The organism is Variovorax sp. 10N432 (assembly GCF_056394465.1).
Window position 1 is genome coordinate 135,386 of record NZ_JBFTHX010000017.1, and the last position, 11,363, is coordinate 146,748.

At 59.8% G+C, this 11,363-nt stretch carries 10 protein-coding genes and 2 pseudogenes; 9 read left to right on the plus strand and 3 right to left on the minus strand.

The window, feature by feature from the left end; genetic code table 11:
* The first annotated feature begins 220 nt into the window (after positions 1–220).
* The 3 genes from AC1DF3_RS20610 (at position 221) to AC1DF3_RS20620 (ending at position 3,915) form a co-directional block, all read left to right on the plus strand.
* Complete coding sequence (locus AC1DF3_RS20610) at positions 221–1,693, plus strand: TniQ family protein (protein WP_478140703.1); 1,473 nt, start codon at positions 221–223, stop codon at positions 1,691–1,693.
* Positions 1,694–2,386: 693 nt separating this feature from the next.
* A complete protein-coding gene (locus AC1DF3_RS20615) occupies positions 2,387–3,217 on the plus strand; it encodes a hypothetical protein (protein WP_478140704.1) in 831 nt (276 codons plus the stop codon).
* 68 nt (positions 3,218–3,285) lie between these two features.
* On the plus strand, positions 3,286–3,915 hold the full coding sequence (locus AC1DF3_RS20620; RefSeq protein WP_478140705.1) for a hypothetical protein: 630 nt from the start codon (positions 3,286–3,288) through the stop codon (positions 3,913–3,915).
* A 439-nt stretch (positions 3,916–4,354) separates the two neighbouring features.
* Here the strand turns inward: AC1DF3_RS20620 and AC1DF3_RS20625 are convergent.
* The 3 genes and pseudogenes from AC1DF3_RS20625 to AC1DF3_RS20635 form a co-directional block, all read right to left on the minus strand.
* A pseudogene (locus AC1DF3_RS20625) lies at positions 4,355–4,515 on the minus strand (arsenical resistance protein ArsH); the annotation flags it as partial.
* 96 nt (positions 4,516–4,611) lie between these two features.
* Positions 4,612–5,370 (minus strand): amino acid ABC transporter ATP-binding protein, encoded by a 759-nt coding sequence (locus AC1DF3_RS20630; protein ID WP_478140706.1) that lies wholly within the window; start codon positions 5,368–5,370, stop codon positions 4,612–4,614.
* Positions 5,363–6,010: a helix-turn-helix domain-containing protein gene (locus AC1DF3_RS20635; RefSeq protein WP_478140707.1), complete on the minus strand. Its 648-nt coding sequence runs from the start codon at positions 6,008–6,010 to the stop codon at positions 5,363–5,365. The genes AC1DF3_RS20630 and AC1DF3_RS20635 overlap by 8 nt, the downstream gene beginning before the upstream one ends.
* A gap of 117 nt (positions 6,011–6,127) precedes the next feature.
* Between AC1DF3_RS20635 and AC1DF3_RS20640 the strand changes: the two genes are divergently transcribed.
* The 6 genes and pseudogenes from AC1DF3_RS20640 to AC1DF3_RS20665 all read left to right on the plus strand — a co-directional run.
* Positions 6,128–7,195 carry an amino acid ABC transporter substrate-binding protein gene (locus AC1DF3_RS20640; protein WP_478140708.1) on the plus strand — a complete coding sequence of 356 codons (1,068 nt, stop codon included), beginning with the start codon at positions 6,128–6,130 and terminating at the stop codon, positions 7,193–7,195.
* Between the two features lie 13 nt (positions 7,196–7,208).
* Positions 7,209–8,309, plus strand: a complete 1,101-nt coding sequence (locus AC1DF3_RS20645; protein ID WP_478140709.1) for an ABC transporter permease subunit — start codon at positions 7,209–7,211, stop codon at positions 8,307–8,309.
* The gene (locus AC1DF3_RS20650) at positions 8,275–9,339 is read left to right on the plus strand and encodes an amino acid ABC transporter permease (RefSeq protein WP_478140710.1); all 1,065 of its coding nucleotides are present in this window, start codon (positions 8,275–8,277) and stop codon (positions 9,337–9,339) included. The genes AC1DF3_RS20645 and AC1DF3_RS20650 overlap by 35 nt, the downstream gene beginning before the upstream one ends.
* 2 nt (positions 9,340–9,341) lie before the next feature.
* Positions 9,342–10,133: a PhzF family phenazine biosynthesis protein gene (locus tag AC1DF3_RS20655; protein WP_478140711.1), complete on the plus strand. Its 792-nt coding sequence runs from the start codon at positions 9,342–9,344 to the stop codon at positions 10,131–10,133.
* Between the two features lie 17 nt (positions 10,134–10,150).
* A complete protein-coding gene (gene lhpI, locus AC1DF3_RS20660; protein WP_478140712.1) occupies positions 10,151–11,095 on the plus strand; it encodes a bifunctional Delta(1)-pyrroline-2-carboxylate/Delta(1)-piperideine-2-carboxylate reductase in 945 nt (314 codons plus the stop codon).
* 159 nt (positions 11,096–11,254) lie between these two features.
* Positions 11,255–11,363, plus strand: a pseudogene (locus AC1DF3_RS20665) (IS5/IS1182 family transposase); the annotation flags it as partial.

The following is an 11,363-nucleotide window of genomic DNA, read 5'->3' on the forward strand; positions in this document are numbered from 1 at the left end:
CGCGACTACCGGCCCATCACATCCGACGCTCTTTCGAGTTGCCAAGCGGCTCAGCACTGAGCTACCGGATCCTGTTCGCGCCGCAACAACGAAGCATCAGAGAGGCCTTCGAGTCTTCAGAAATTGGGACTCTTCGCCGGCCTATCGCTTCGTCGAAGCGCGTAAGCAGAGTCGTAGGCCAAAGCAATCGACACGCACCTGATTTCACGGACAGTCCGAAGTGCCGCGCGCCATCCCCCCCTCCCCTTCAGCGCAATCACTTGCCATCTTGTCAAATGGCAGCATCTTTGCTGTTAGACCAATACCACTGGTTGACGAATCATGGCCTGGACTATTGCTGCGCCTCGCCCAGGACAATCAACTCAAAGGTCTCAGACGGCTGGCAGCCCTCTTCAACTTCAGTGTGCACGGCATCCTTCAGGTAGACCCATTGAGTGGCTGGAACACAATCATAGGAATAGAGCCACTCCATCGATTGCCACAGACCAACCGATATCGCCTGGATCGGCAAGCTCTTTCACGCGTTTGCCCTCGATGTTTGGCAACAGACAAGACACCGTACATCCGTGCGTACTGGGATCTTCCCCTAAGCTTGATCTGCACGACGCACAACACACTTCTCCTCGACACATGCCCGCGATGCGGTCGTTCAATCGACTACTTTCGTGAATACGTGGCGCAATGTACGTGTGGCGGAACGTTCGTCGATCTCTGCATGGAACCGGCATTGCCTTGGGTCAAACCTATGCTCGCAATGTTCATCGACATTAGTGATCAGTCGAGGACAGTTTCATTCGCGCATGCAAGTGCCCTGGAGAGGCAAGCATCCCGTGTATTGATAAGGCTTTCGACCCTCAGGGGCAAAGAGAAGATACGGGGCAGCGGAAAGCTTCTTCGTGGGACATTGTTAGTGCGGCAACTGCATCTTCCGGATCTTCAACCATGGTTCGTGCAAGGAATCGGTTCATTTCTCGACCAAATGACAACTCTCGTCGACGAGCCCCCACCTTGGAACCTTGTTCGTGAAAGCCTTGGACTCCGGAATTTTCCACTCCTTTCCACTGCACTCTCTCAAGCGTACTGGACCATTCCTCGCTCTGAGCACAGACACCGCTTGGCCTTCGAAGGAAACATTGACGTGGTATTCCGGACTCGGGACCTTTGTGATGCGTTCTGCACGTCATATGCGAACGTCAGGTACTGGGTCGAAATCGGCCTCGTACCCGCTTCCGAATACCCTGCAGGGGGCGTTGGTCGAATTTCCAGAACCACCTTCGATCAGATTAGTCGCCTTTATCAGGAAAGCCTTTCGCAGGAGGAAGCATCTGAACTTCTTGGGTGCTCAAAGGTGGCAGTAAGGAGGTTAGTTTGTCTCGAAGCCATAGAGCGCGCACACCTGCGCCCCACCTTCGTGCACGATCGCCTAATCAAGAGATCGTTGACTCAGTTTGCTGCCCGAATTCTCTCGCTTGCTGGCTCGCCAAAGATGCGCGGCAGGGACATTACCTTCGAGAGTCTCATACCGCGGATCAAAGAGCCGGATGAATGGGCTCGACTCTTTAAGCTTCTGATTCAAGGAAAGATCGCGGCATCTCTGATGACGAATGGAAATCGCGTAGCCGACGTACTCTTCCAGTATGAAGAGCTGGTCAAGCACCGTGTGATTCGACCTATTGGGGTACACCGTAGTTGAGGGCTCGCCCCGGGGATGCGCTCGCGCGACTGCCATTTGCCAGGCCAAAATGACACGGCCCTGCGGTTGTACTAGTCGCTGATCGGGAAGCGCCTAAGCAAAGACTACGTCGACTCAAATTTGCGCGCTTGATCTCCGGGCGCACCCTCGTCGACTGTTCCTTCCTCAGTCGCCTTAGCCTAAGCCCCCTGGACCGAAAATCGTAGCGACCGTGAGTCTCCTTTGCCCTTTCGAGTCTGTCCCGGACCCACCATCTCCTGATTCAGCTTCAAAACACGGATGCGAACCTGCGCGAACAGCAGTCGCTACAAGCGCTCTCGAAGAGCGGCTACACGGATGGGGGCGTGAGGTCTCTTCAAATGGCCGTTGTGGCTCGCTCGGCGACTCGGGCGCGTGCCAAATCGCCTCCTTCTGCAACGAGACCACTGGATGACTCCATGTCGCCGATGACCGATGACGCTGTTACGGCCGCATCATCGGCAAACCCACACGCCGAAACCGTTTCCACACGACCTCGGCCACGAGCGGGCGCTCGCCACCGTCAGCTTTGTGACGCGTCGATCTGATCCTGGTTGAGCAGATCCGCGTCTGGGCTCAGGATGCCGAGGTGTGCCGTCAACGCCTCGGCTATGCTTGAGGCGCACACGAGGCGACTTGACTCGCGCGACATGCAACTCACAAATGGAAGTTTTCATGGAAGAAGAACCAAGGCGCCTGCCACCTCGCTTGGCTGTACGTCAAAGGCTGTTCGCGCTTTCGCGAAATCAGTGCGCATTTCCTGGCTGCCAGGCGAATCTTATTGACCATCAGGGAGTGTTCGTCGGTCAGCTTTGCCACATCGAAGCGGCGCTGCCTGGTGGCGAGCGCTTCAATCCGAAACAGTCAAATGAGCAGCGGCGCGCTTTTGAGAACCTCATATTGCTGTGCTACCCGCACCATTGCGTGACCAACGACGTCTCAGCCTACCGGCCCGACCTACTTCAAGTGATGAAGCAGAACCATGAGCAGGCTGTGTTCTCACCGACTCTGGATGGGGCTCTGACTGATCGATTTTTGGATCAGAGCTTGCGCAATGAGTTCGCCATGCCTCGCAACCTAGGACAGCTCGATCTGCGAGGTCTCGAACAAGACTTCTTCGATCACGCGCCCGTGCTCCTGATGAGGATTGCGGAACAGCCGCAAATGACGAGGAGCTTGTACGCCCATGCGTTTCGCCGGGTGATCGCTGGCGACCTCTTCATGTGCTTTGCCCTGTCTGAACTAGAAATTGCCTTGCAAGCGCCCACTGGTTCCCTGGATGCGCACATCGCAATTTTGATTCGGGCGGGACTTTTCACTGAAGGCGACCCGGCCAATGATTGGCGAGGACTTCCGATCCGCGGACCGCGGCTTTTCTTCTGCGGCCTGGACCCAGTTGATAACGGGATTTATCTACTTTCCCTCATCTATCGGCGGTTCCGTAACGAGCCCGAGGCAATCCTGGACTTGTTTGAGAATCTGAATTTCTGCTTGCTAGAGCGGTGAGACTGCTTGAGGTGATTTAGGACCCGGCAATCTTTTTTTGCCCGCGTGAGAACCAATGAAGGACGTTAATGATTGAAGAACAGTTCGACCTCGAGCGATTGATGACCACGGGGAAGTTGTTCTCGGACAGGTTCGAGGATGTATCGAGGTTTGTCTACCACGGGACTTCCACGCTGTTCGCCGATCAGATCGAAACCAGCGGCTTCCTGTACCCCTACAGCGCGGTGTCACCCGAGGATCTGAACGCGCTGGCAGACTCCTTGGCAGCGGAGGAGTCAGCTCTTGCCGAGACGCTTCGACAGGCTGTCAAGCCGACTCGTCTCAGCTTTGCGCCCATCTCTTACGCGTCCATTGACTACGCTCTCGCGGGTGGAGGCCAGGTCGTGCGGCTCTACAAACGGGGTGCCGACGCTGGCGGGAGCGCATCGCCTGCAATGCAAGAGCGTCTTGGTCGCTTGGCGGATGCAAAGCCATGCGTATATGCTGTCGATCTTCATGAGTCGCCGGGACTCGACCTCGTCGCCGATCATTTGTTCATCTTCAGCAAGTCGGCTGTACCTGCTTCGAGGATCGTCGCGAAGATGTTGATCCCAGTCGACTTCGACATTTCGCAGTTCAAGACACTCCAGTCGATGCGTCCGCTGATGTCAGCGCGCAACGCTTCTGGCTCGCTGATGGCACGCCTGAAGCGCGCATGACGTGTTCGCAGGGCGGGCGTTCGGCATGAGGCTCGCGATCGCGACTAACTCAGATTCGCTTTATCTGCAGGCCTGCGCAGCCGTCCTTGATAGCAATGCGCAGCGCTGAAAGTCGGGTCAGCCCCCCGCCCGGCAAAGCGTTGACGTCCGCTTTGTGTCACCCCGATCGCAATTTTGAAAGACGGCTACGGGCCCCATCACGGCTGTTCGCCCCATCTCTGAAACGGCCTTTCGTTGCGCCTTGGCAAGCCACGATCGTGAATCCAACATCACCTCAACGAGGCAGTGCATAAGGCGAAAAGGCTCAAAGTTTGTGATTCGCGAAGTCAAAAAACATTTACCTGGACTAACCTTTGATTCCAAAGGAAAAACTTCAGTTTGACAGTTAGCTAGGCGGCAGAAGCTTCGAACCTCGAACGGGTGCGATCCGAAGCGCCTGACTCTCAGGCGCGCTGTCCAGCAGCGGCCGGTCCATCGGATCGAAGATCCGGACATCGCCGCGGTCAGGTGCCTGCCAGCCTCTTCGGTCGCCAACTTGCTGAATGAGCGGTCGCGCAGCGAGCCGTACAACAAGAGAAAGCGCGGCGGGTGCTCGGCGGGCACATGGCCGCGTTCGATCTGCCAATAGGCGTGCTGCTCAGGTCGTTGATGACACAGTGGCCGGCCCCAATGCTCCCGGGCAAATGGCACGCTGAATCAATGGTGAAGAATCTGTCCCAGAAACTGTTGAGCCCGCTCGGTTCGAGGGCTGTGGAAGAATTCCTGAGGCGTTGAAGATTCTGAAATGCGACCGTCGGCCATGAAGATGACGCGGTCGGCCACGGCCCGAGCGAAGCCCATTTCGTGCGTGACGCACACCATGGTCATGCCAGTGTCCGCCAGACCGATCATCACGTCGAGCACCTCGGAAACCATCTCCGGGTCCAGGGCGGACGTAGGTTCATCGAACAGCATGACCTTTGGCCGCATGCACAGCGCCCGTGCAATTGCCACACGCTGCTGCTGACCTCCTGAAAGCTGGCCTGGAAACTTCTTGGCGTGGTCCCCGATCCTCACCCGCTTCAACAGCTCCATCGCGGTCGCCTCTGCATCGTCAGCCTTCTTCTTCTGCGCCCAGACCGGGGACAGCATGCAGTTCTCGAGCACGGTGAGGTGCGGAAACAGGTTGAACTGCTGGAACACCATGCCTACTTCATGGCGAACCGCGTCCACGGCGCGCGGACTGTCCAGACTGCGGCCCTGAACGACCAGGCTGCCAGACTGGTAGGGCTCCAGTCCGTTAAAGCAACGCACCAGGGTCGACTTGCCAGAGCCTGATGGACCGCAGACGACGACACGCTCGCCCTGCTTGATCGTGACGTCGACATCGTGCAGGACCTGGGTAGGCCCGTACCACTTGTTGAGTTGAGTCGCGACGATGCTCGGTGCACCAGCGTCCAGCGTTGCTTCAGTCATGGGAATCCTTCTGTTGAACTTGTAGCGCGTCGCGGTCGGAACAGATCCAGACGATCTTGGCGTCTTCCTGTCCGCTTGAAAGCAATGCATGGCCTGTGCGGCTGTCGAAGTACACGCTGTCGCCTTCCTCGAGGGCCAGCGGCTCGTAGTGTTCGCTGATCACCGTCACCCTGCCGGACACGACGTAGACGAACTCTTCCCCGCCATGGGAGGGCAACGACGCGAAGCTGGACGTGCTGCGTGCCTTGATCGTCGCCAGCAGTGGAAGAAACAGCTTCTTGGAGAGGTCGGGCGCCAGTGCTTCGTAGTCATAGTTCTCCGACTTGTAGTGCACACCCTGGCCTCGGCGAGTCACGCCACGTCGGCCTGTTGCGACCGTATCGATACGAGGCTGAAACAGCTCTGCAACGTCAACCTCCAACCCGATCGCGAGGCGCTGGATGGTCTCGTACCCCGGCGAGAGGTGGCCCGCCTCGATCTTGGAGATCGTCGATGCCGCGAGGTCACCCTTTTCGGCCAGCTCGACGAGCGTGAGCCCGGCGCGCCGTCGCAACGTGCGGACGATGGCGCCGAGGCCGTTGGATGCTTCGGGGTCGGTCGGCGCCTTGCGCCCACTCTCTGCCTTCATCGGCTTCGCCATTCAATCATCTTTCTAAGAAAATAATTTTCCAATTGGAAAATACTTACCCTATCATACAGTCACTTTGGCGTTGTGCTTGTGTTGGTACACGGGCCGCGAAGTCTCAATGGAGTGACCGTGAACACATTTCCTTACCTGAACCCTCTCATGCGCTGGACAGCCGGCGTGCTCCTGGCCGCTGCCGCGACCAGCCCTGCAATGGCGCAGTCGAAGAGCACGCTCGACACGATCAAGGAGCGAGGCAACCTTCGATGCAGCGCCCACAACGGCAGCTTCCCGGGCTTCTTCGAAGTCGACGACAAGGGCGCATGGAAGGGCTTCGACATCCAGTTCTGCAAGGCGGTCGCGGCCGCGGTCTTCGGCTCGTCGGACAAGGTCACTTACGTTCCCTTGAGCTGGGCACAACGTTTCCCATCGCTGATCTCCGGCGACGTGGACATCGTCTTCAAGGCGACCGGCTGGACCCTGTCACGCGACACCAAACAGAAGATCGATTTCAGCATTCCCTACTTCGTGGGCGGCTTCCAATTCATGGTCCCGACCGCATCCAACATCAAGAGCGGCAAGGAGCTCAACGGCGCGACAGTCTGCACGGCCTCCGGCACGAGCATCGAGCCCGTGCTGGCCGACTATGCGGCCACGGAGAAGGTGAAGTTCCAGGTCGTGACCTATGAAAAATCCGAAGAGCTGCAGAGCGCTTACTTCGCAGGGCGGTGCGACGCGCTGGCGGGCTGGGGCCCGAGCCTGGCGGTGACGCGGGCCCAGAAGGTGAAGGACCCCGCCAGCCAGACCATCCTGCCAATCACGCTCTCGCTCGAACCTGTGGCTGCGGCCATTCGGCAAGACGACAAGAAGTTCCGCACGGTCGTGAACTGGGTCATCGCGGCCATGATCCGTGCGGAGGAGCTGGGCATCACAAGCAGCAACGTTGATGGCATGCGCGCTCAACTCACGGCCAACCCGACCGCCAACCCTGGCCTTGCCAAGTTCCTGGGCGTCCAAAAAGGTGTGGGCGCGGAGTTGGGTCTGCCGGACGCATGGGTCTACAACGTCATCAAGAGCGTCGGCAACTATGGCCAGGCCTACGATCGAGAACTCGGTACCGGCTCTCCCTACAAGTTGGACCGGGCAGCGAACCGTCTCTGGAAGAACGGCGGGCTGATCTACGGTCCGGTGTTCGACTGAGCAGGACTTGTCGATGAGCATTCGGCCTTCGGCTTCGAAAAGCGGGTTTCGACTGTCGGCGGGCACGCTGCTGACGCTAATCGTGCTCGGCGCGATGGGGGCGGCTTACCTCGCTGGCGACTTGGGCTTCCTTTGGGATGCCACGTCCTGGCAAATGGGGTTCGCGGCAGTGCCGCAATCCCCCAGTGACCCCTACTGGAGGACGATCGGCATCGCCATCCTCAACACTGTTGTCGTGGCAGGGGTGTCGATCTCGATCGCGACGGTGATCGGCAGCTTGATCGCCTTCGTCGCCATCGGTGGCAATGCATTGTGGGGCCGGCTGGCCAGGGCCTATGTGCAGTTCTTCCGCAACATGCCGCTGATCTTGCAGGCGCTCTTCTGGTTCGCGGTGATCTCGCACCTCCCGGCACCCCGACAAGCGGTCCGATTCATGGGAGTGGTCGCGAGCAATCGCGGAGTCAGCGTGCCTTTCCTGACTGCCGCGGGTCAGGCCACCGTGGCGAGCGCCCTCATCACCGTCCTGGCGGTCTTCCTCCTGATGCGTCGACTGCGCCCCTTTCAGCGTGGGCGAACATGGATCGCGCTGGGCCTCGCCTTCGTCGTGGGCCTGGCGGTGTATGCCCTCTTTGCGGGAGAACCGCTGTACTCGGTTCCAAAGCTTCAGGGCTTCAACTTCGCCGGTGGCGTCCATTTGCCCACCGAGCTGATCTCGATCCTGATTGCCATGTCGCTTTTCGGATCGGCCTACATCGCGGAGATCGTTCGCGGAGGCTTCGCAACGGTGCCCAAGGGCGTCATCGAGGCGGCACGCGCGCTGGCCATGCCGCCCTGGGTCCTCGAAATGAAGGTTCGGGTTCCGTTGGCAATGCGTGCGGCGATTCTGCCGATGGGCAGCCAGTACACGACCCTGATCAAGGCGACTTCCGTGGGCCTGGCCGTAGGCTTCACGGACCTGTTCGCCGTGACCTTGATGTCCATCAACCAGTCCGGCCACACCGTGCCGCTGCTGTGCGTCATGACGGCGTGCTTCGTCATCCTCAACCAGGCGGTGGTCTCGATCGCCAATGCACTGAATCATGCTTTCGAAATCCCCGGCTTCAGTGCGAACTGACCTGTCCTCCACGGGGGCTGCACGCAACCCCCTTCTCTCCAGGCTGGCCACCGTCTTGGCTGCCGTTGTTCTGGCATGGCTGGCCTGGCTGCTGTTCGAGTGGGCTGTAATCGATGCCACGTGGAACGCGGCCTCAGCCAACGAGTGCGCCCCTGGCGGCGCTTGCTGGGCGGTGCTGAGGGCTCGCTACCGCATCATCCTGTTCGGTCTCTATCCCTACGAGGAGCACTGGCGCCCCGCGGCTGCATGCATCCTGGTGATCACTGCAGTGGCCATCCTGCAGTGGTCCCGTCTGTGGCGGTTTGCGACGCTGGCATGGTCGGCCGCTGTGGTCGCGATCGGCTTCGTTCTGCTGATGCGTGGTGGGTTCGGCCTTTCCTACGTGTCGACCGATCGATGGGGCGGATTCGCACTGACGTTGTTCTTGTATCTGGTGGGCGTGCTGCTCGGCTTTCCGCTGGGCATCGGTCTCGCCTTGATGCGAAGGAGCAGCAACTCGTTCGTCTCGTCGTCGACGGCTTTCGTGGTCGACGCCTTGCGAACACTTCCGATGGTGATGATCCTCTTCACCGTTGGCGTCCTCGCCCCGATCGTCACCCCGGGCGCGTTCTCGGGCGACAAGCTCTGGCGGGTCGCGATCGCCTTCGCGTTCGTCTACGCGTGCTACCAATCCGAGATCGTGCGGGCGGGCATGCAGGCGATCCCCCGTCAGCAGGAAGAAGCGGCCAAAGCAATGGCGCTGAACAAGTACCTGAGGTTGCGTCTGGTGCTGCTGCCGCAGGCGCTGTCGAACGGCCTGCCGGCCACGGTCAACCTGCTGGTCGCCACCTTCAAGGAAACATCGATCGTGGCCATTATCGGATTCTTCGACTTCACCGCCTCGGCGCAAACGGCCTACGGCAATGCGGAGTGGGCCAATGCCTACCTTGAGGTGTATCTCTTTGTCGGCCTTGCCTATTTCTCGTGCGCCACCGCACTCGGCTGGCTCGGTGGCCGTCTCGAACGCCGACTTCTCAAAGGGAGAGCCTGATTATGATCCAACAGTACCTGCACGTTTCAGCCTTCACGCGAACTCCCGGAGGCGGAAACTCGGCGGCCGTTGTGCAACTCTCGCAGTGGCCCAGTGACAAGCACCTTGCCGAGCTGGCAAAGGCCATTGCGCTGCCGGTGACTTCTGTGATCGTGCAAACCTCTCAAGGCCTTGAATTGCGCTGGCTCTCGCGTTCCGGCTCCTTCGTCAAGTCGATGTGCGGGCACGGAACCCTGGCTGCCTCGCTCGCCGTGAGCCTGAGGCATCCGGACCTGGGGATGTTCAGCTTCATCACGCCGGGAGGTGTGGTGAAGATCGAGCGTCGCGGCGACGCCTTTCGGTTGGCACTGCCCCGCTGGGAGTCGCGCGCCCGAGAGCCCTGGCCCGAACTGAGCGCTGCACTCGGCCTGGACCCACTCGAGGTGCTCGACGGTGGTCGCGACACCTTGGCGGTATTTGGCTCGGAGGACGAGGTGCGCAGCCTCAGTCCCGACATGGAGCAGATCCGTCAACTGGGACATCGAGGATTTATCGCGACGGCACCGGGCCTGACCCACGATTGCGTCTCTCGCTTCTTTTGCCCCACGTTCGGACTGGGCGTCGACGAAGACCCGGTGACAGGTTCCGCGCATTGCGCGATAGCGCCCCTGTGGGCCGCTCGGCTTGGCAAAGCGACACTGCACGCGCTTCAGGCGTCGCCTGCGCAGGGTGAACTCATCTGCGAGGTCGGCGATTCGGCCGTCACCATCACAGCAAGCGCGGTCCTGCGATCGCAGGAACAAGTTGAGTTTTGAACCCAGACACCCGCATCATGATCACCCTTGACGAGCGCCAGACTTCCGAGGCGCTGCCCTTCGACCGCCTGATTGAAACGCTCAGGCAGACCTTTACCACCGGATGTCACGTTCCGCGTCGCCATGTTCACCTTGTCGACACGAGTGGCGGCAACGGAACCGTCCTCATCATGCCGGCCTGGAACGACAAGTACCTCGGCATCAAGACGGTCAATGTGTACCCGGACAACAGTCAAAAAGGACTACCGGGGCTGTTCTCCGTGTTGACACTGTTTGATGCGGCCACCGGCAGAGCGCTTGCGCAACTCGATGGGAATGCGATCACGTCCCGCCGAACCGCGGCTGCCTCCGCGTTGGCTGCAAGCTATCTAGCTCGACGCAATTCAAAGCGGTATCTGGTCATCGGCGCCGGGCGCGTCGGCAGCCTCCTTCCCGAGGCCTATCGGGCAGTCTTCGCACTCCAGCACGTCGACGTCTGGAATCGCGACGTGGACGCCGCGGAGTCCCTCGCCGCGTCGCTGAGGAAAAGGGGGCTGGAATCGAGCGCCGTGAGGTCCGACCTGGGAGCGGCCGTCGCACGAGCCGACATCGTGAGCACAGCGACGCTCTCGACCGAACCCATCGTCAAAGGCGCTTGGATGGCAGCGGGATCTCACCTCGATTTGGTGGGAAGTTTCACGCCTCAGATGCGCGAGGCCGACGACGATGCCTTCAGGGGTGCATCGCTGTTCGTCGACACGGACGAGGCGCTGGAAAAGAGCGGAGACCTGCTGGAGCCCATGTCGCGTCGGGCATTTGATCGCGGCGATGTTTCATCAACACTTGGTGGCCTCTGTACCGGATCACACGCGGGGCGCTCGAGCGATGCGGAACGCACCGTCTTCAAATCGGTTGGTACGGCGTTGGAGGATCTCGCAGCCGCAATCCTAGCGTATGAACATTGCGTCGAACTGCAGACGTGACCGCGTCGCAGCCGGCATAGTCGGCACATCGGACGACAGCTTCAGTGCAGATGTGCAGCCGCTTCAGGCCCTCAAGGAGTCGGTCGAGGCTTAGAACTTATCCGTAAATAGGTAAACTATCGATCCGAGCCGCATTGGGCGCGGCGATGGATCGAGATCTTGGCGAAACGTGTTGAGTCGTGGGTGGTGACCGATGAGTTCTGGCAGCGTGTGGAGCCGCTGATTCCTGCGCGCTCGGCGGCAGACAAGATCTATGTGCGCAAGCCAG